The following is a 19,597-nucleotide window of genomic DNA, read 5'->3' on the forward strand; positions in this document are numbered from 1 at the left end:
TGAGAATGCTGAGGCGGGTTAGCAAACCCGCCATTCAATGTTATTTACAACATGGTTCTCTCCACCAACCAGAACGCGCCCATCAGGCTGACCGCGACCGAACCGCCTCTCAAAAATTTCTCGGAGGTCGCAACTTGTTTGTTCAACCACCAGATCAGCGGTAACACGATAGAGGCCACGGCGATTTGGCCGGTTTCGATGCCTAAATTAAACGACAGCAAAGGCAGCAAAATTCCGGTATCGCCGGAGCTGATATCCATTTCCTGCAACACCCCGGCAAAACCGAAGCCGTGGATCAAACCGAAGCCAAAAGTCAGCCAATGCCGGCCCTTGGGGTGGTCGCCGCGTACGATATTCTCTAAGCCCACATAGATAATCGTCGCGGCGATGAAGGGCTCAACGAAACTACTCGGCAATTCGATCAGATTGAGCCCGGCGCAAGCCAGCGTGATGGAATGGGCAATCGTGAAGAAGGTGATGATCTTCAGCGCCGGCCAGAAGCTGTGGGTAACCGCCAGCAACGCGAACAAAAACAGCAGATGATCATAACCGGTGAGGATATGCTCGATACCCAGCTTAAAAAAATCGCCGAACGCCGCGAACGAAGCTTGGGGGGACTCCGCAGCCGCGGCGTTGGCGATTGGTAAACTGATTTGATCGTCGTATTTGCTCAGCATTTTCTCGGTAAGCGCTTTGCCGTTGGCATCCCTGACTGTCAAATATTGCTGATGGCCATCCGGCAGCAAGGCCAAAAACTTCGATTGCACCAATAACGCTTGTTTTGGCGAACCCGAATAGCGTGCCTCGACATGGGCATTGTTCTGGTCGTCGAAGCGAACTTGTCCCGGTTCCGCTAGCGCCGCATCCTGACCGTCCGCATTGATACGCAATTGCTCGGCCAGCAATTTGGCGATGCTGGGTTTGGCGGCTTCGCGCTCGGCGTCAGTCACTTCGGCATCCAGATCGCTGTCCATCGGCGCAAACGCTTCAATGTCCTGCAAGGCAAACGTGATTTTGGCGTCGATTTGCGCGGGTTTAATCCCAACATCCAGCGAGCTGAGACCCGGCGGATGCGCATGAACCCAGACCGGTTGCAGCATCAACAGTGCCGCAACCAGCCATCTTCCATCGTTAAAGCTAGGAAATCTCATCAGACTATCCTTAAAAATTAACCGTGATGGTGCCGCGCACCATGCGGGGTTCGACCGGATGCTTCAGAATGCCCGAACCGGCAGAGCCTTGCGGATATTCGTAGCCGTAGGCATAGGCGATATCGTTGCTTTGCGAACCCAGGATATTGAAGATGTCGATTTCGAACTTGTATTGCTTTTGCTTATAGCCGGCACCTAGGTTGACGATATTGGTGTCGCCGGACCATTGATCGGTGCCGTTATCATCCTGCCCCAAATAGACTCGTCCGAAGTGGCGCAAACGGATGGTACCGAACAGCCCGTTCGGCGCTTCGATGGTGGCGCCTGTAGAAACGACGCGACCTACCGAGTTGGGGATGTAAGTGTTGTCGGCAGCGTATTTGGCGGTGGTCAACGCAAAATCGGCGTCTAGCGTCAGCCACTCGAAGGGTTTGTAATAGTTGGTAAACTCCACGCCATAACGATGCGATTTGCCGGTGACGTCAGTCGTGCCCTCGTCACCGACGAATACCAGTTCCTGGCTGGATTCCAACCACCACAACGCAAAGGTGCTGCTCAAGCCGGGAATGTAGTTGCTGCGGATACCTGCTTCGCCACCACGCGACCAGGCAGCCGGCCTGATTCTGGCGGCCGCCGCATCGACCGGGCTGCCATCATTGGGATTGGCTTGCAGGGTGGTGCCGCGCGCGTCGTTGGAATGGTAGCCGTAACCGACATTGAAGAAATATTCGGTGTCGTACCAGGGGCCGACCACCAGGCTTAGTTTCGGGCTAATCATAGCTTTGCCGCGGCTACCGGAGTTGGCGGCGCTGATGCCGGGATCGTGGTTTTTGTTATCCAGCACCTCAACTTCGTTATTGATGAAATCGCCGCGCAGGCCCGCAACCGTGCGAACTTTGTCATGCCAATGCGTGGTGTTTTTAAAGTAGGTGCCCACAGTCGTTACGCCGACATTACTCTTGCTGACGGTATTCAGGATTTGCCGGGCCTGGGTTTCGTACAAACCTAAATCCAGAATCTGGTCGTTGCGAAATTGCAAGCCGATGCTGTTGTCCATTTCAAAGCCGAACAATTTGTTGTAGCGGGTATGTTCGAAATGACCACCGGTTTGGATGCGGCGTTCGGATTGCAGAATCTGATCACCTTCCGGGCCGCGAGTAAAACCGCTGAAATTGGAGAATAAGTGCAAATCGGTGTAGAGCGCGTACACATTGGCATCGTTCTTCCAGTTATCGCCCTGATTCCAGAAACTACTAGAGACGCTGTAGCGGTTGGACTCGCCGCCGTCGGTAGGGTCCATGCTGCCGTATAATCCAATGCTGCCGTTATCGACGGCCGCTTGCGGAATCTGATTGGTCGCGGTCCAGCTATTGGTATAAGCCTTACCGTTGATCGACATGCCCCAGTCGCCGCGATCCAGCGTGTAACGCATCTGACCGTTAAACTTTTTGGAGTCTTCGGGAACTTGCCAAACGCCGTTGTAGAGATTGAATTCGCCGGCATACAACAAATCGCCATCGCCCACCTTGCTGGAATTGGCAACCAGCGTCCGGTAATAATCGAACGACCCGGCGGTAAATTTGGCGATACCTTGATCCAGTTTGTCTACCGTGAACATTTTGGCATAACCCGCCGCCGAGAAATCGCCCACTTCCGCGTAATAAGGGCCTTTACCGTATTCGACTTTCTTCACCAACTCGGGAATGATGCTATTGATGTCCATATAGCCTTGGCCGTGGGCATGAGTAGTCATGTTCATCGGGATGCCGTCGACATAGGTGGTAAAGTCGGTACCGTGATCCAGGTTAAAGCCGCGCAGGAAGTACTGATTGGCCTTGCCGGAGCCGCTATGCTGGGTAGCTACCGCACCGGGCACCACTTCAATCAGTTCGCCATTGCGGGAAAACGGCCGGTGTTCAAACTGCTTTTGGCTGACTTCGCCTTGCGAGGCGGAACCGGCTATGCCGATCAGGTTTTTGCCGCGGCCGTCCTCTTCCACCTGCACCGCTTCCAGCTCTTCGGATTTCTCAGGCTTAGCCTCGCCTTTTTTCTTTTTCGCCTGCTTGCCTTGCTGTGCCTGTTCAATTTGCTCGGACTGCGCTACTTGCTCGGTCTGTTCGGCGCTCGGCGCGGCCTGAACTGTCGCATAGCCGAGGCCCAAAATGATTTCAAGGGCGATAATTAGCGGCTTCTTTTTCGATACGTTGATGCACGGTTTCATATCGGCTCCTCGACTAACCGTTGATGGGATTAAGGTTAAGTTCACTAAAAATAGTGCTAACCGGATAAGTGGCGGCAGGTAGTGCCTGATAAATTTGAATGAACATTAGGGTCCTCATGGCTTATATGTCTTTGATTTTTATTGTTATGTTGAGCAATTGATGCGGTAAGTCACCGCGCCGCCGACATAGGCTGCGGCAAGTGTGTGCGGGGTTCGGATTGGTAACGACGTTTTGGGATAGCCGGTTAACGGCAAATTTGCTTGGTCAGAATTACTTATCGGCGCCAAAGCCGTCAGGAAACAGCGCGGCACAAGCGCAGCGGCAGGCAATGTATCGCGCCGCAATGCCGGAAGGCGATGCGCAATGGTGCAGATATGATTGATGGTGTTTTTGTAGTAATTGCCGGTAGCGAATTTGGCAAAGATCGCTTGAAGATGAAGCTCTTCAATGGCTGAAATCGGGGTGGTGCGAAGATTTTGAACTGCTTGCGGGGCTAAAACATGACGAACGGGCGGCGAAGTGAGGCCGACGCCGTTGCTCAGCAAATGCTTGCCGGGGGTATGGTTCACATCCCGATAATAGTGTTTGAAATCCAAACCGGCATTGACCAGATGATCGCCATCGAATATCGCCCGGTCTAGGCAGATAAACGGCGCCTGAACCGGCTGAGGCTTGGCTAGCCGTTGATGAACAGCTGCGTGATCGCCGCTAGATGACACATTACTCGATAGATTTAACCGTTCAGTTACGGCACCGACGCCCATCCCCGCATCTTGACAGGGCTCGGAAGCGGCCGCAAGGGTTCGCTGCTGTTCGAGGAGCGAGGCCTCCCGCAGACCAGCCGCAATATATGCCATCCAATAAGCGGCGTTATGCAGATCATCGGTTTGTACCAGTGTGGCAGCACCGTTATGCTTTTCGTTACGGATAGCGCCGTCGGATTTGGCCAGCGCCGCATTGGCAAACATCGCCGTCAGCAGACAGGTGGCGCAGAACACAACCAACTTGGCAACTAAGATACCGGCGCCGTGCAGCAGCAAAGTCGCCAGCATAAAACCCAGTGTGTAAGAAATCAGGCTGGCGGATGCGGAGATTTCCTGGCCGTGGGCGAACCCGTGGAAAAATGCGAAAAACGACACGATCAATACATTGACCTTGGTGCTGAACCGTACTTTGCGGGTTATCAGCACGCTGAACACCGCGCAAGACAACAGGATAATACCTTCCACGCTTGGAATGGCCAGCCCCGATGCCCCGGCTAGTCCGCCCAGACTCATCACGCCGACAAAGGCCACCGGTAACACCCAGATCGCCTTTCCGCGCAATTGCGCGGCCCATATCCCGACCGCTAGCATGGTGACCAAGTGATCCAACCCCATTAGCGGGTGATTGAAGCCGTTGCTCCACCCGATACTGTCGAAATCGATAAATTGCTTACCCAAGAAAGCCAATAGCAATAAAACCGGTAACCCGCACGAAAGCAACAGCTTGCCAGGACTGCGTCCTGAATTGGCTAATTTGCTTGTAAGATCGGATTTCATGGCAATGAAGGGAACAATAGAAATCTAATTTATCGATTCAATTAAAAAATACAAATTCAATAACGATACCGCAAGTCCGAACGGGGACCGCTCCCGTTCCGAAAATAAAGGCAACCGCCCCAGATTTATTCCAAACTTACAAAGTTGGCTAGCGTAAGGCCAAGCCCTATCGTTAACACGATTAGGCGGCAGATAATACCGCAAAAATATGAAATAAAAAATTTTAGCCTTAACTAATAACTCGCTAGCCCGGTGCGCGACACGCATACTTTGGCCGTGTCAGCACTACCAGAACCTCTCAGCTCACCATTTACCGTGATGGGTAAGATCCTTATTGGCCCTGGGAAACTCAATCCGGCTCCCGCATTTTAAGTAAATTCGTCTACAGTCGTTAACGATTTGCAACTGTTTGAAAAACCAAACTGAACATTGCCACCCGTTTTTTAACTATGCATGTGAAAGTGCACATCGCTAATCAAGTGCCACTTTCAAGCCAGACAATTCAGCTTACAAAGAACAAGGACAATCCGAATGAAACATTTATCAATGCCGATTACTTTGCTGTTCTGTCTCGCCGGCTGCACTACAAGCTCTCCATATACCCAGCCGATCGCGACTGCCAGCTCGTCACAAAATACCGAGCCGAAACCGGTCAACCTTAGCTACACGCCAGTTCCCGCGGAAAAAACCGGCCCCGTGAATGTTTATCTGATTCCATTAAATGATTTCCCGGAGAATATTGCCGCGCAAATGGGCAGGGATTTGAGTAAGGAATTCGGCCTGTGGGTTAAGGGCACGATAGCGATGGGCACGCAAGGCCTGATACCGATGTCCGGCACTCAACAATTCGCGGCGGAAGACATCTTCGAACAGGCCAAAACCGTGATGCAGCGCTTGCCGGAAGCGGACGGCAATACCTATTTTATCTTTCTCACCAACCGCGATCTCAACACCCGCTCCCGAAATTTCAGATTCCAGTTTTCCCATCACGACAAAGCCTGCCGCTGTTCTGTAATCTCCGCGGCACGTATGCACCCGGAGCCGGAAAACTCGCCCGGCAACCGCCAATTGCTCGAATTGCGCTTCGTAAAAATGACTAAGCGCGCCATCGGTCAAATGTATTTGGGTTGGGAGCGTTCCAGCGACATCAACGATCTGATGTATTCGCCGATTATGAGTCTGGACGACATCGATCACTTGGGCAATCGGCATCCGGCCATACCAAAAAAATAAGCCTCATCGGGTATTAACCCTATAAGGTATTTTTTCGAAAAATGGCCTATTCAGGATATGCTGCCGCCATCGCTGTTGATAGGTATCAGCTCTGAATCACCGCCACATTAAATCCACACCTTTAAACATGTCTTCCGCATCATTACGCACGACCTGGTTTTTCAGCTTATCGTTGTTATTAACTCTACTCAGCCCTGCCGCATTCGCCCACGGCGTCGATGCCAACACCGAACGGTTTTTGTTGGCCAACCAAGGGATCGCTATCGGCCCGTTTCTGTATATCGGTGCCAAGCACATGGTCACCGGCTACGATCATTTATTGTTTTTGGTGGGGGTGATTTTCTTTTTATTCCGCACCCGCGACGTGCTGGTGTATGTCAGCCTGTTTACCCTGGGACATAGCTTGACGCTGCTATTCGGCGTGTTGAGCCACATTTCGGTCAATCCGTTTCTGATCGACGCCATCATCGGCTTGTCGATTGTCTACAAAGGCTTCGACAACCTGGGCGGTTTTCAGCAGCTGCTAGGGTTTCAGCCCAATACCCAATGGGCAGTGATGATTTTTGGCTTGTTTCACGGCTTTGGCTTGGCAACCAAATTGCAGGATTTTTCCCTACCCGCCGCCGGGCTGTGGAAAAACTTGTTGGCGTTTAACGTGGGTGTGGAGATCGGCCAATTCCTGGCCCTGCTGTTTATCCTGATCACGCTGGACTTTTGGCGCAGCCACCGCAGCTATTACGCCTTTTCAGCTGCCACCAACACCCTGCTAATGTCCGGCGGCTTGATTCTATTCGGCTACCAAATCACAGGCTACATCATCCATGAATAACTCGATGCAAGACAGCAACCCACCCGTTCAGTCAATAAAATCGCTGACCATCGCCAGCCTGTCGGCAACCGTATTGGCTGGCGTTGTGCTCGTCACTGCGGTGTTGCCCGCCGAATACGGCATAGATCCAACAGGCTTTGGGCAAATGACCGGCCTGACCAACCTGGCCTCACCCACCAAAACCGCCGCAAACACCACTGGAACTGTTTGCGCCGAGCCGCAAACGACTGTGAGTGCGCCTCAACCAGCGGCAACTTCACAATGGCAAGATACGGTGAAAATCGTGGTGCCGGCCGGGGAAGGCCTAGAATATAAATTCCACTTGGCTAAAGACGCTGCGTTGGAATATGCCTGGAGCACTGACGGCGCCGCGCTGTATTTTGATTTCCACGGCGAACCGCAGGGCGACAAGACCGGTTATTTCAAAAGCTACAAAGAAACCACCGACAGTCAATCCAGCGGCTCACTCTCTGCCCCCTTTGATGGCTCGCACGGCTGGTATTGGGAAAACAAAACCACCGCGCCGGTTACCGTGGTATTAAACACCAAAGGGGCTTATCGGATTTTGGGTTTGATGTAATAGGCCAGCCTTTCAATTTGCAGCCAAACAACCCGGTCAAATTCGTCAAACGCTATGCAAGCCAAGCGATAAGTATTGCAACTTAGGGCCGAGTGGCTTTAAAAATTTGAAACCAACTCGATGCCCACTGCACTCTATCTTGAATAAACGCCGCCTTGTCGGGAAATTGTTTTACGTGATTCGGATGCCAGGGACTCGCATCCCAGTGGGTTTTCGGCGAAATAATCCCCTTAACCTCTGGGTTGGCAAAATACTGGGCCGTCAGAGCCGAGTGTTTATCGGCTTTGTGGAATGCAGCGTTCACCAACAAAGCCGGCAGAGCGATACCCCTGGCAACTAGTCGGTTTGCCGCTAATGCAAATATTGGCTGAATCCAGGGATCGGTGTCGTGGTTCACCCAGTAACAAGCTTGCGAACCGGACGCTTCATTACTTTCTACGTCGCCCGCATGTATTTCCTTGGCTTCGCAAGCCAGATGGCGCGAGAACCCCTGGCCATCGCTGACAAATTGAGCGCGCACCACAATCATTTCGGCAAGTTGATCCTGCTCCAGTCTAATTAAAACCGCTAAATCGTCACTCCCACGGTTTGATGGCGCTTGAACGTACAGCAAACCTTGCCAGCTTCCTTCGGGCAGCGGCAGATTGGTATTGCCGATAGCGGCTTCATCTATAAACACCTGACCGGTAATCGAATCGGTAGGGCTTTTGACCTTGCCTGCAGGCTTGCTCGATTGTGCAGTCTGTGGACTACTGTTGATAAAGAATCGGTCGGAACGATAGGCACCCTGAAACGACGCAGGGCTAAGGCCAGTAATCACCCGTAGTTTTTCAACCGCCTGGGTATACTCGCTGGTGTCGTTTTTATAAGCATAAAAATAACCTGCTTGCCGGCTGCAGGTTTGACAAGGCGAAGAATTGCCGGAATATACGTCCACCGGCAGGTCTATAGGCAAACCTTCGACATCCTGACCGTGATAGCCGGCCAGAATGACTTTTTGCAGATTCGCGGCTTCCGCGCCAATAATCTTCCACTTGACCGGTTCATAGGCCATCAAAGCAACCACGTTCGGCACCGACGATCGAGCCAGCGTTACAGTAACGGTCTTTTGGGTGTGTTGTCCCGCATACTTCTGATGACACGCCAGCATTGCGGAGGAATTACTTCTATCGCCAACACACTTGGCCCACCAGGGCTGCTCCTGCTCACCGTTGGCTGACGCACCTTCGTAGACACCTATTACATGAAGTTCCGTCCCCGGTGGGAACCTCGCGAGCGGTGGCGAGACAACGACATCGAAGGTTTCGTCATGCCAAACGCCATTGCGCGCTGTCGCGGCGGGTACCGGCGAACTTTGGCCTGATGTTGGCGCGGCCGCCTCACCAAGCGGTTTATAGCTTGCGGAGGACTTTGCCGACGACTTAGACGGCGCATTCCATGGCCCCAATAGAATAGCCATCGCTGTCGCCAGACACGTTATAACCAAGGTCCAGCGCCAAGCGGCGGAGCGCGCCCACAGCCCTTCTTCGCTAATCATATGCGTGTAATCGGTTATCCTTTCGCATAGGCAACGGCACGCTGCTGCTCATCGAGACCCAGTTCTATGCGCGCCACACCTTGTTTCTTAGCCTCGATCAACGAGTCCGCCAATTGTTCTTCGATAGCCCGTACCAAATCTCGAGACGAACTGTTTTTGCCCAGTTTTCGGTAACGTGCCATCAATGTCAGGATAATTTGCGGCTCTATGCCCTGCTCGACGATTTCCAGCCCGTAGCCGCGTATCATGTCTTCAATTTCCAATGCAGCAACACGGGCAACGTCCAAGCCCTGCAATGGCCGAAACACGAAAATACGATCCAGCCGGTTTAACACTTCAGGGGCAAACTGAGCTTCGCGTAACGCTTCAACCGCAGTAACGCGCATCGTGTCGGGATCCTGCGCATAAGTATCGGCAAGTTCCGTCAACCGGTCAGTAGCGGCATTGCTGGTCAAGACGAAGATCGCTGACGTGGTGGAAATCTGCCGGCTATCGGAGCGTTCGGTAACAAACCCGTCATTCCAAGCGGTCAAAAATGCTTTAAGCACATCGGGATGGGCCTTTTCGATTTCATCGAGCAATACCACGGCGTTTGGGGTATCGCGCAAGCCGGCCGTCAATTTGCCGTAAGAATCGGAGCCGACATAGCCTTTGGTCATGCCAAACAGTTGCGACAGGGAATAGCTACCCGACGCAAACTGCGTCATATCGAAATGCAATAAGGGCCGCTCCAGCTCTTTAGCCAGCACTTTAGCCAGATAGGTTTTCCCGGTCCCCGGCGGCCCGGCGAACATAAACACCCCTACTGGCTTACCACGCTGCGACAAAGCCAACCGCCGGCGAATTTGCGAAGACATATCGTCGCAAACCGCGTCCTGGCCGATGACACGTTGCTTCAAGGCATTAGACAAGCTCTCGGCATCGATAAATGTCGCGTTGTCTTGTTCGGCCAAACCGTCTTCGATTATTTTCTTATTGGTCAGTCTATCGAGTATATCCATCAGAAGTTCCGTTTTAAGAAATGTGGGTAATCGTGAGCGATCGTGCATCCAGGCTAATAGCAATAGCAGCCAACCGAGTGAAGCGAAGGCGACGATGTACCATACGCCGGCGCGCAGCACTGACACAACGACTGGAATGAATGGTGTTTTGGGCCAATGATCTTCGACGAACTGAAACAACATGACGAAGGTCATGATCGCAAATAGTGCCGGCATCCAGCGATTCAGAGTGTTAAGCATGCCAATCAAATTAAAACGACACGGGCACTGTCAGGGTTTGAGCAGTTTGCAATACCGGCAAGGAAACCATGCCTGCACCATTTTTCACACCTAACGTAATTCCTCCGCCCCCATCATGCACACCGCTGATCTTGACAGTTTTCGACGAGTCAACAGGCACGGCGATGCGAGTCTGACTTTTTTGGAGGACAATATCCATTTCGAATCCGGCTGACGAGACATGTACAACGTCGCCATCAGCCGCGGCAAAATCCCATAGCGTGATCCAGACCAAACCGGTCTCGCTAACTTGTGACCTTGGCATAGCGGTTGCTAATGGCGTGCTTCGATTCAACAACGCAGTTTGCAACTGTTGGCGTTGAGGAGGCTGGAGTTGCATCGAATCTAGAGCGGTATCGGTATCCTGAACAGAGACAGGTTCAACATCAATAGACTTAAGCTTGGCAAATTCCGCTACCAGCGTCGCTTGCTCTGCCTTGGAGACACTATCGCTCGACACCGTACCCCATATAGCTGTCATCCCGTAACCCAGACCAGCGACCAACAACATTCCCGCCATAAAAAGCTTGAATTTCGACATACTCGAGGAAACGGCGGGCTTTGGTTTTCCCAGCGATTGCGAGGCGGATTTGGGTAATGGCTCTAGATGTTTCATTGAGAGATATTGGCGGACAGACACCTTCGCGTCTTTAGTTATAGAAAGGCATTTATCTAGGGATAATGCTATGTTCCGGCAAGTATAGACAGAATCCGCTGAAAGCGTGGGCGGCTATTCATTCGCGTATTTTCGCTAATCACACCTTATTTCGGGATTTACTTTTAAGGGCCTAAACCCTGCAAAATAAAGTATTTCTTTAGTGTTTGGCAACTTGTGCCACTGTCCTTGTTTTATTTGCCAAAGGAGTGTCTATTCTTTACAAAACGCTTCAAGTTATCTCTACCGCCATGAAATCATTTTCCGTTAGCAATTCAATCGCCATCGCTAGTCACTCCCGCCGCCTCTTTCTAAAACTGGCCGCAGCCGGCTTGGCGTCCGCCAGCACACCGGCGACGGCGCTGTTTCGGCTGAACAATCAATGTCTCGATCCGGCCGGGACACCGCAATCGGCCCTGGAAACCGCGGCCTGGCAAGGCATCAATCCGGCCGACTGGTGGGATTGCCATACGCATATCGTCGGCTCCGGCGACGGCGGTAGCGGCATTACGCAAACGCCGGATATGCACGCGCCGCTACGGCACCCGGTGCAAACCCTGCAACATTGGGCTTACGCCAATGCCGCTTGCATCCCCGATTCCGACCAAGATATTGCTTTTGTAAAACGTTTGAGGGCATTGATGGACACCACACCGAAGGGCGCCAAGGCCATGCTGTATGCCTTCGACCGTGCGCATGGCGCCAGCGGCGACCCGGATCATGCCAATACGGCATTTTTTGTGCCCAACGAATACGCTCAAAGCTTGGCTCAAACCTATCCGGAACGCTTCGAATGGGTGGCAAGCATCCATCCCTACCGCCAGGATTGCGTCAAGGTACTGGAACAAGCCGCCTTGAACGGCGCTCGGGCGGTGAAATGGCTACCGCCGGCGATGGGCATAGACCCCGCTTCGCCGCAATGCGACCGGTTTTATAAAGCGGCTGCGCAATTGAATATACCGATCATCACCCACGGCGGCGAAGAGAACGCATTACATGGTACCGACCAACCTTTATTCGGCAATCCGCTAAGATTAAGGCGGGCGCTGGATGCCGGCGTACGTATCGTGATCGCCCATTGCGCGACCTTGGGTACCGATGTGGACGAAGACGGCCGGGAAGTCAGAAGTTTTGATTTGTTCGCCAAGTTGATGGCCGATAAACAGTGGCAGGATCGGCTGTTTGCGGATATTTCCGCGATCACACTGCGCAATCGCGATTTGGGCGTGATCAAAACCTTACTAACGGAAACAGCCTGGCATAGCCGCTTGTTATACGGCTCGGATTACCCCTTGACCGGGATTTTGCCGCTGATCTCGCCCGAGGCTTTTGCCAATGCCGGCCTGCTGGCGGAAGACGCCGTGGAACCGTTACTGGCGCTACAGGAATACCACCCGTTCCGCTTCGATTTTGTGTTGAAACGCAGTTTGGCTTGGCAGGGCAAGCGTTTTGCCGACGGGATATTTGCCACTCGACCGTTTTTTATCCGTAGAAACAGCTAACTTGATAGCAAGGTAACGCCCAGCTATTGGCGATGACAATCAGCGACGCCCTAACCCGTCGCCCGCAGCAAATTGCCGTAAAACAGGGCCTTGCCGGTTTTGCTCTGCATCCAAAGTTGCTTTATTTCGATTTGGTTTTTAGCAAAGCAGGATTCGGCGGCATGGGCCAAATCTGCGGACTCTACTTTCGGCGAATAGGTGTTCAGGATCAAAAACGCACCCGGATGCATCAAACCGCGTGCCGTATCGATCAACTCGGCCAGATGATTTTCCAGTTTCCATTTTTCGCCCTTCGCGCCCAAGCCCCAGGCCGGCGGGTCCATGATGATGCCATCGTAGCGGTTGCCGCGTTTCAATTCGCGTTTGGCAAACTTCAACGCGTCCTCCAGCACCCATTTGATGTCGGTCAGCGCGCTACGTGCCTGGTTGTCGTTGGCCCAATCCAGCATTTGCTTGACCGAATCCACATGCACCACCTCCGCGCCATGCGCCCGAGCAATCAAAGACGCCGCGCCGGTGTAGGCAAACAGGTTTAATACCTTATCGCCGGGTTTCACCCGCTCGGCGATAAACCGCCAATTGGCTTGCTGCTCCGGAAACAAACCCACGTGTTTAAATTTGGTTAGCTTCAAACCGAATTTCAATTGCTCGTAGGCAATCTGCCAATGATCCGGCGCCTGTAGCTTCAAGTTTTTCCAAGTGCCTTGGGTAGACGAAAGTTCTTCGAACTCCCAGTCCGCCCTAGCCTGCCAATCCGACCAAGTCCAACTCGGCTTGAAATGGGCTTGAATCTCCGGACGTATCGTCACAACCTCGCCCCAGCGCTCCAGTTTCTTGCCGTCACCGGCATCGAGCAGCTCATAGTCAGGCCAGCCGACCGCATATTCCTGCGGGCCTATACCTGCCGCCGCCGTTCCGCCGCCAAAGTGACTGTGTGACGATTTGCGCTGAATGAGTTCCTTCGACATAGTTTGATAATGGGCCGCTCTGAGTCTGGTAGGTGGCCAATCGCTGACACCCAACACACGATTAAACCGCGAATTCTATTCCCTAAAGCCGATGCCGGCCAATGCCGACGCCGAATATGAGCCGATGGCAGTTGCCAATTCACAAACAATCAACAAAATGCTACACAATTTGACCTGGTTTTGCTTATCCTGCAACATGCCTGCGGCCCGACCGAAACCTAGTCGACAAGACCCAAAGCTTAAACAAAGCGATCTAATAAAAACAAACTCCGCGTCTTTTACGGACAGGGATGTAAAGCCATGAAAATCAAACCGCTAACGCCGGCGCAGTTATATACACCATGCAAGCTTGAAGAGTTGACGTTTAAGACCACCGACGAGTTGGACGATGTCGATAGCGTACTGGGACAGGATCGGGCAATAGCCGCGATCAAGTTTGGCTTGCGCATCGACAAAAGCGGTTACAACATTTTCGCGATGGCCCCGGATGGAACCGGCAAACTGACGATCGTGAAACAGCTCGCCGAGCACGAAGCCGGCCGCCGGCCGGTACCTGCCGATTGGTGCTATGTGCATAATTTCACACAACCGGCCAAACCCAAGGCGATTCGGCTGGAACCCGGCGAAGGCAAGGTGTTTCAGGAAGACATGGCCGAATTGATCGACGAACTCAGCGTCGGTATTCCGGCCGCGTTCGACGGCGACGAATACCGCTCCCGCGCCGGCGAGCTGGAAAACGAATCGCGCCAGCGCGAAGTGGAAGTGCTGAACAGTTTGCGCGAAGAAGCCGAGCAAGCGCACATCATTTTCACCGAAACCCCCAACGGTTACGCATTCTTGCCGGCCGACGACGATAACGAAGCACTGACGCCGGAACAATTCAATAAGCTGGATAAAGACCGCCAGCACAAATTTCACGATACGGTGCTGGCTTTGCAGGAACGGGTACAGGATGCGATCAAAAAATTTCCGCAATGGCGTAAGGAAACCAAGCGCAAGCTGCAAGCCCTGAACCGGGAAGTCGCGGAACTGGCGGTGCATCACTCGATAGACGAGCTAAAAGACAAATACGCCAAGCATCAGGCAGTGCTGGATTACCTGAGCGCGGTGCAACAAGACATCATCGATCATGTTCGCGACTTTATTCCGCACAGCGACAAGGTGTTGTCCTTCATGGAATTGCCGCAAGACCCCAATCCGTTAAAACGCTATCGAGTCAATCTGATGGTGGATTTAAATCACCGACGTTCGGCGCCGGTGATTTGCGAGGATTTGCCCAATTTCGGCAATCTGCTGGGCCGCATCGATCATCAGGCACAGATGGGTTCGCTGGTCACTGATTTTACGATGATCAAACCCGGCGCTTTTCATAAAGCCAACGGCGGTTATTTGATTCTCGATGCCCGCAAAGTGCTGTTGCAACCCTATGCATGGGAAACCCTGAAACGCACCTTGCAAGCCGGCGAAATCCGCATCGAGTCGCTGGAACGGGCCTTGAGCCTGATCAGTACCTCATCGCTGGAGCCTGAGCCTATTCCGCTGGAGGTCAAGCTCATCCTACTCGGCGATCCGATGTTGTATTATCTGTTGAGCTTTTACGACCCGGAGTTTCAGGACTTCTTCAAAGTTGCCGCCGACTTTGCCGGCCACGTCGACCGCGAGCACAACAGCCTGGAATATGCCCGTCTGCTGGCCACGATTGCCCGCCGCGAAAAATTGCGGCCGCTCAGCCAACAAGCCGTGGCCAGGATTATCGAGCACAGCGCGCGAATGGCCGACGACGCGGAAAAACTGTTGACCCATCTGCGTAGCATCAAGGATTTGTTGACCGAAGCCGATTACTGGGCCGGCGAAAATGGCCATACAGTGATTGCCAACAGCGATGTGCAGCAAGCCATCGACGAAAAAACCCATAGGCTGGACAAGCTGCGCGAGCGGCTGTACGCAGCGATTCAGCGCGGCACGGTGATGATCGATACCCAAGGCAAAGTGGCCGGGCAAATCAACGGCCTGTCGGTACTGCAGCTGGGCGAATTCAGTTTCGGCCAACCGTCGCGGATCACCGCCACTACCCGGATGGGTAACGGCAAAGTGGTGGACATCGAACGGGAAACCGAACTGGGCGGTGCCATTCATTCCAAGGGCGTGCTGATTTTATCCAGCTTCATCGCCGCCCGCTATGCCCGCACCAGTCCGTTTTCGCTGGCCGCCAGTCTGGTATTCGAACAATCCTACGGTCATGTGGAAGGCGACAGCGCATCGCTGGCGGAGCTATGCGCGATTCTGTCATCGCTAGCGCAAGTGCCCCTACGCCAGGACTTGGCGATGACCGGTTCGGTAAATCAGCTGGGCCAAGTACAGCCCATCGGCGGCGTCAACGAAAAGATCGAAGGCTTTTTCGATATATGTTCGGCCCGCGGCCTGACTGGTACGCAGGGTGTGATCATTCCGGCCAGCAATATTCCGCATCTGATGTTGCGTTGGGACGTGGTACACGCCGCGCAAGCCGCGCAGTTTCACATTTACCCGGTCAGCCGCGTCGATGAAGCCTTGGGATTATTGAGCGATATGGAAGTGGGCACTGCCGACGCGCTAGGTCAATTTCCACCCGATTCGTTCAACGGCAAAATCGATGCGCAGTTGCAGCAATTTACCAGCCTGATTAATGAGTTCGCCGTCAAAGCAGACAGCAAATAAATAATGACCGGCTTGGCGGCAATCAGGTGTAAACGCCAGTTTTTGCGCGTTTCGCCCACTATCCAAACTGAACGGACAGCATGGAAATAGCTCCTAGCGTGGTTTTGTCGGTCCAGAACTTCGCTTCTTCGGTTTCGTCCTGCAATCCGAGGATGTACAGCAAGGGCAGAAAATGTTCGTCCGTAGGTATGGCCAAGGTCGAGCCGGCTATCTCCGGGTATCTTACTAGCGCTTGGTGATCCGGCTCGGCGATCAACTGTTTAACCCTTTCGGCAAACGCCACGGCCCAATCGTGCGCAGTATCGCGCCAAATCACCGCCTGCAAGTTATGCACGATATTGCCGCTGCCGACAATCAACACGCCCTCGGCTCGCAACCAGCGCAGCGCTTGACCCAATTGGTAATGTTGCCGAGGGGAGAGACCGCGATCCAAACTAAGTTGCAAAACCGGAATGTCGGCGTTCGGGAACATATGGCACAAAACCGACCAACTGCCGTGGTCCAAGCCCCACCCCCGGTCCAGCTGGATTAGCGGCATCGCCGTTTGAATCTTTGCCGCCAATGCCGGACAGCCGGACGCCGGATACGCAAAATCGAACAAGGCTTGCGGAAAACCGTAAAAGTCGTGGATCGTCCGTGGCTGCGGCATCGCGGTTATCCATGTACCCAGGGTTTGCCAATGCGCCGAGATACATAAAACGGCCTTGGGCCTGGGCAGACTTTGTCCCAACTCTGCCCAGGCCCGGCTAAATTCGCTACCTTCAATCGCATTCAGCGGGCTACCGTGGCCGACGAATAAGACCGGCATGCACGGCAAATCGGCCTGCGAAACCTGTTGCTCTAACTTCATCGCTTATTTACTCCCGCAGTGACCCGCTCCTCTAAATACCCGCCGCAAAACGACCCGCGTGATAATCCTCGACCGCCTGTTCGATCTGCTCTCGGCTATTCATCACGAACGGGCCATGCTGCGCTATCGGCTCGCGTAGCGGCGCGCCGGCCACCAAGATCAAGCGGCTATCTTGCTTAGCTTGCAAAATTACGCCATCCGCGGCCGCATCGTTTCGCAGAATCGCCATGCGTTGCGCGGATACCGTCCGCTCTGCCACCGCCACCTCGCCGCGATACACATAGAAAAACACATTATGACCCACCGGCAGTGCCTGACTAAAACTAAGGCCGGCCGGCACATGCACGTCGAGAAACAATGGTTCGGTATCCGGCCGCTGAATTGCGCCCTCTACGCCATGGCTGCTGCCGGCAATCACCCGTACCTTGACGCCGTCCGCCGTGACCAATTCAGGAATCTGCTCGCTTTGCACATCTTTATAACCCGCGGGCTGCATTTTGTTGGCAGCCGACAGATTGATCCACAATTGAAAGCCTTCCAGCAAGCCGTCTTTTTGCTCGGGAATTTCCGAATGGATAATCCCGCGCCCGGCCGTCATCCATTGGATGCCGCCGGTTTCCAGCAAACCTTGATGGCCGGCGTTATCGCTATGCCGCATCCGTCCGGCGATCAAATAAGTCAAGGTTTCGAAACCGCGGTGCGGATGGTTCGGAAAGCCGGCGATGTAATCGTTAGGTTTATCGCTGCCGAAGGCATCCAGCATCAAAAACGGATCGAGCCGTTGTTGCAAGGCTTGGCCCAGTACGCGGGTCAATTTCACGCCGGCACCGTCCGAGGTTGCCTGGCCAAGCACAAGTTGTTCGATAACGCGCGAACGTTGCACCCTATCGGTTTTAAAAGTTGCTGTATTCATGGCTAATCTCCCATTTAAGATAGACGTCTAAGCCGCCAACGCGGCAATCTGAGTTGCGGCGGCTTGCAGAGCCAGTTGTTCGGCGTCGCCGCCCATCGCCAATCCTTCCGCATATATGAACGTGACATCGGTCATGCCTAAAAATCCCAAGACGGTACGCAAATATGCACTTTGGCTATCGCTCTCGGTGCCGCTGTGTTTACCGCCGGCGGTTTGGATCACATAAACCTGCTTGTTCTTCAGCAAGCCTTCCAGGCCGTTTTCGGTATATTGAAACGTTACCTTGGCCCGAGCGATAGCGTCTATCCAAGCTTTCAATTGTGCCGGAATCCCAAAGTTATACATCGGCGCGGTCAACACCAGGACGTCGGCTTGTTGAATTTCGGCAATCAAGGCGTCGTCCAGCGCCACCCGTTGGGCTTGCGCCGGGCTGCGCTGCTCGGCTGGCGTATTCAATGCAATCAAGGCGGCTTCATCCAAAAATGGATGCGGAGTTTTGGCCAAATCGCGCACTACCAATTGCGCAGCGGGCGCTTGCTGACGTAAACCGGCGACCAAGCTATCGGCCAGACGGCTGGAATAAGCGCTTTCGGCACGGATACTGGAATTAATTTGCAGAATGTTCATTTTAGTCTCCCACTTGTTTTTGAAGTTGGGACGACTATACGCCTGGATAATATTGGGCAGAAGACCGGAAAATGGATAACATTGTTCCACTGGAGGAACAATAATGCAGATTGAACCCAACGACTTGTGGCTATTCGCCAAAATCGCCGATGCCGGCAGCTTTTCCAAAGCAGGGGAATTACTGGGCTTGCCCAAATCGACCCTGTCGCGGCGCATCAGCAATCTGGAAAAACAGCTGGGCGAGCGCTTGTTACAACGCACCACCCGCCAACTGAATCTGACCGAATTCGGTTTGCGCCTGCTGCAACACGGCCGGCAGGTCAGCGAGGAAATCGAAGCGGCGATGGCGTTGGCGCAACACCGGCAAATCCAGCCCAGCGGCGTATTGCGCATCTCGATGCCCAACGACTTTGCCAGTCTGTTTCTGGCGCCGCTGCTGGCGAAATTCAGCGACACTTACCCGGCCATTGAGTTGGAAATCGATTTGTCCGCGCGGCGAGTGGATTTGCTTAGCGAGAGTTTCGATTTGGCGATCCGCATGGGCGCATTACCGGACGATGCGACCTTGACGGCCAAACGCCTGAATCTGCAAACCTGGGGACTTTACGCCTCGCCGCTTTATCTGGCAAAACACGGCACGCCGCAGCGCCCCGAAGAATTATTGCAACACGATACCCTGAGCTTGCTGGCCGGCAATCGCGAAGCATCGGAATGGCGGCTTAGCCGGGGCGACCAACAATGGCTGGGCAAGCCCCCGGTAAGAATCAAAGCGAACTCACCGGAATTATTGGTGAAGCTGGCTACGCAACATCAAGGCATCGTCGCCGCGCCGGACTCTTACGCCAGCATTTCCGTGCCGAACAATGAACTGGTGCGGGTGCTACCGGAATGGTGTTTACCGCAAACCACGGCTTGGTTGGTATTCCCCGGACGGCGTCTGATGCCGACCAAGACCCGGGTGTTTATCGATTTTTTAGAGCTTCATCTAAATTGACTATTACATTTCCCGAAC

The 19,597-nt window shown here is 53.5% G+C and carries 16 protein-coding genes; 6 read left to right on the top strand and 10 right to left on the bottom strand.

The window, feature by feature from the left end; genetic code table 11:
• Positions 1–44: 44 nt before the first annotated feature.
• The 3 genes from ACH50O_RS12735 to ACH50O_RS12745 form a co-directional block, all read right to left on the bottom strand.
• Positions 45–1,151: a HupE/UreJ family protein gene (locus ACH50O_RS12735; RefSeq protein WP_446808167.1), complete on the bottom strand. Its 1,107-nt coding sequence runs from the start codon at positions 1,149–1,151 to the stop codon at positions 45–47.
• 10 nt (positions 1,152–1,161) lie between these two features.
• Positions 1,162–3,372, bottom strand: coding sequence for a TonB-dependent receptor (locus ACH50O_RS12740; protein WP_446808168.1), 2,211 nt, complete (start codon positions 3,370–3,372; stop codon positions 1,162–1,164).
• Between the two features lie 144 nt (positions 3,373–3,516).
• Positions 3,517–4,914, bottom strand: coding sequence for a HupE/UreJ family protein (locus tag ACH50O_RS12745; RefSeq protein WP_446808169.1), 1,398 nt, complete (start codon positions 4,912–4,914; stop codon positions 3,517–3,519).
• Positions 4,915–5,445: 531 nt separating this feature from the next.
• On the opposite strand from ACH50O_RS12745, the gene ACH50O_RS12750 reads away from it, so the two are divergent.
• The 3 genes from ACH50O_RS12750 (at position 5,446) to ACH50O_RS12760 (ending at position 7,556) form a co-directional block, all read left to right on the top strand.
• On the top strand, positions 5,446–6,147 hold the full coding sequence (locus tag ACH50O_RS12750; RefSeq protein WP_446808170.1) for a hypothetical protein: 702 nt from the start codon (positions 5,446–5,448) through the stop codon (positions 6,145–6,147).
• 127 nt (positions 6,148–6,274) lie between these two features.
• Positions 6,275–6,976, top strand: coding sequence for a HupE/UreJ family protein (locus tag ACH50O_RS12755; protein WP_446808171.1), 702 nt, complete (start codon positions 6,275–6,277; stop codon positions 6,974–6,976).
• Positions 6,969–7,556, top strand: a complete 588-nt coding sequence (locus ACH50O_RS12760; RefSeq protein WP_446808172.1) for a hypothetical protein — start codon at positions 6,969–6,971, stop codon at positions 7,554–7,556. Before ACH50O_RS12755 ends, ACH50O_RS12760 begins: the two co-directional genes overlap by 8 nt.
• An 82-nt stretch (positions 7,557–7,638) precedes the next feature.
• On the opposite strand, the gene ACH50O_RS12765 is transcribed toward ACH50O_RS12760, so the two are convergent.
• The 3 genes from ACH50O_RS12765 to ACH50O_RS12775 are packed head-to-tail and all read right to left on the bottom strand — an operon-like array spanning position 7,639 to position 10,989.
• Positions 7,639–9,093 carry a hypothetical protein gene (locus tag ACH50O_RS12765; RefSeq protein WP_446808173.1) on the bottom strand — a complete coding sequence of 485 codons (1,455 nt, stop codon included), beginning with the start codon at positions 9,091–9,093 and terminating at the stop codon, positions 7,639–7,641.
• Positions 9,094–9,107: 14 nt separating this feature from the next.
• Positions 9,108–10,334 carry an AAA family ATPase gene (locus ACH50O_RS12770; protein WP_446808174.1) on the bottom strand — a complete coding sequence of 409 codons (1,227 nt, stop codon included), beginning with the start codon at positions 10,332–10,334 and terminating at the stop codon, positions 9,108–9,110.
• A 10-nt stretch (positions 10,335–10,344) separates the two neighbouring features.
• Positions 10,345–10,989 carry a hypothetical protein gene (locus ACH50O_RS12775; protein ID WP_446808175.1) on the bottom strand — a complete coding sequence of 215 codons (645 nt, stop codon included), beginning with the start codon at positions 10,987–10,989 and terminating at the stop codon, positions 10,345–10,347.
• Between the two features lie 290 nt (positions 10,990–11,279).
• Between ACH50O_RS12775 and ACH50O_RS12780 the strand changes: the two genes are divergently transcribed.
• Positions 11,280–12,530, top strand: coding sequence for an amidohydrolase family protein (locus ACH50O_RS12780; RefSeq protein WP_446808176.1), 1,251 nt, complete (start codon positions 11,280–11,282; stop codon positions 12,528–12,530).
• A 50-nt stretch (positions 12,531–12,580) separates the two neighbouring features.
• Here the strand turns inward: ACH50O_RS12780 and ACH50O_RS12785 are convergent, their stop codons facing one another.
• Complete coding sequence (locus ACH50O_RS12785) at positions 12,581–13,498, bottom strand: class I SAM-dependent methyltransferase (protein ID WP_446808177.1); 918 nt, start codon at positions 13,496–13,498, stop codon at positions 12,581–12,583.
• A gap of 300 nt (positions 13,499–13,798) precedes the next feature.
• On the opposite strand from ACH50O_RS12785, the gene ACH50O_RS12790 reads away from it, so the two are divergent.
• Positions 13,799–16,195: a Lon protease family protein gene (locus ACH50O_RS12790; RefSeq protein WP_446808178.1), complete on the top strand. Its 2,397-nt coding sequence runs from the start codon at positions 13,799–13,801 to the stop codon at positions 16,193–16,195.
• A gap of 58 nt (positions 16,196–16,253) precedes the next feature.
• Here ACH50O_RS12790 and ygiD read toward each other — a convergent pair whose 3' ends face one another.
• From ygiD to ACH50O_RS12805, 3 genes are read right to left on the bottom strand one after another with little or no spacing between them, the layout of a single operon-like run.
• On the bottom strand, positions 16,254–17,045 hold the full coding sequence (gene ygiD, locus ACH50O_RS12795; protein WP_446808179.1) for a 4,5-DOPA dioxygenase extradiol: 792 nt from the start codon (positions 17,043–17,045) through the stop codon (positions 16,254–16,256).
• Positions 17,046–17,076: 31 nt separating this feature from the next.
• The gene (locus ACH50O_RS12800) at positions 17,077–17,958 is read right to left on the bottom strand and encodes a pirin family protein (protein WP_446808180.1); all 882 of its coding nucleotides are present in this window, start codon (positions 17,956–17,958) and stop codon (positions 17,077–17,079) included.
• Between the two features lie 27 nt (positions 17,959–17,985).
• The gene (locus ACH50O_RS12805; RefSeq protein ID WP_446808181.1) at positions 17,986–18,585 is read right to left on the bottom strand and encodes an FMN-dependent NADH-azoreductase; all 600 of its coding nucleotides are present in this window, start codon (positions 18,583–18,585) and stop codon (positions 17,986–17,988) included.
• Positions 18,586–18,688: 103 nt separating this feature from the next.
• On the opposite strand from ACH50O_RS12805, the gene ACH50O_RS12810 reads away from it, so the two are divergent.
• Positions 18,689–19,579, top strand: a complete 891-nt coding sequence (locus ACH50O_RS12810; protein WP_446808182.1) for a LysR substrate-binding domain-containing protein — start codon at positions 18,689–18,691, stop codon at positions 19,577–19,579.
• The last annotated feature ends 18 nt before the right edge of the window (positions 19,580–19,597 follow it).

Source organism: Methylomonas sp. 2BW1-5-20 (genome assembly GCF_052474515.1).

Coding starts and splice junctions, on each gene's coding strand:
- ACH50O_RS12775 (WP_446808175.1), bottom strand. CDS start 10,989: ATGAAACATCTAGAGCCATTACCCAAATCCGCCTCGCAATCGCTGGGA.
- ACH50O_RS12770 (WP_446808174.1), bottom strand. CDS start 10,334: ATGCTTAACACTCTGAATCGCTGGATGCCGGCACTATTTGCGATCATG.
- ygiD (WP_446808179.1), bottom strand. CDS start 17,045: ATGAAGTTAGAGCAACAGGTTTCGCAGGCCGATTTGCCGTGCATGCCG.
- ACH50O_RS12805 (WP_446808181.1), bottom strand. CDS start 18,585: ATGAACATTCTGCAAATTAATTCCAGTATCCGTGCCGAAAGCGCTTAT.
- ACH50O_RS12735 (WP_446808167.1), bottom strand. CDS start 1,151: ATGAGATTTCCTAGCTTTAACGATGGAAGATGGCTGGTTGCGGCACTG.
- ACH50O_RS12790 (WP_446808178.1), top strand. CDS start 13,799: ATGAAAATCAAACCGCTAACGCCGGCGCAGTTATATACACCATGCAAG.
- ACH50O_RS12765 (WP_446808173.1), bottom strand. CDS start 9,093: ATGATTAGCGAAGAAGGGCTGTGGGCGCGCTCCGCCGCTTGGCGCTGG.
- ACH50O_RS12800 (WP_446808180.1), bottom strand. CDS start 17,958: ATGAATACAGCAACTTTTAAAACCGATAGGGTGCAACGTTCGCGCGTT.
- ACH50O_RS12785 (WP_446808177.1), bottom strand. CDS start 13,498: ATGTCGAAGGAACTCATTCAGCGCAAATCGTCACACAGTCACTTTGGC.
- ACH50O_RS12780 (WP_446808176.1), top strand. CDS start 11,280: ATGAAATCATTTTCCGTTAGCAATTCAATCGCCATCGCTAGTCACTCC.
- ACH50O_RS12740 (WP_446808168.1), bottom strand. CDS start 3,372: ATGAAACCGTGCATCAACGTATCGAAAAAGAAGCCGCTAATTATCGCC.
- ACH50O_RS12760 (WP_446808172.1), top strand. CDS start 6,969: ATGAATAACTCGATGCAAGACAGCAACCCACCCGTTCAGTCAATAAAA.
- ACH50O_RS12750 (WP_446808170.1), top strand. CDS start 5,446: ATGAAACATTTATCAATGCCGATTACTTTGCTGTTCTGTCTCGCCGGC.
- ACH50O_RS12755 (WP_446808171.1), top strand. CDS start 6,275: ATGTCTTCCGCATCATTACGCACGACCTGGTTTTTCAGCTTATCGTTG.
- ACH50O_RS12745 (WP_446808169.1), bottom strand. CDS start 4,914: ATGAAATCCGATCTTACAAGCAAATTAGCCAATTCAGGACGCAGTCCT.
- ACH50O_RS12810 (WP_446808182.1), top strand. CDS start 18,689: ATGCAGATTGAACCCAACGACTTGTGGCTATTCGCCAAAATCGCCGAT.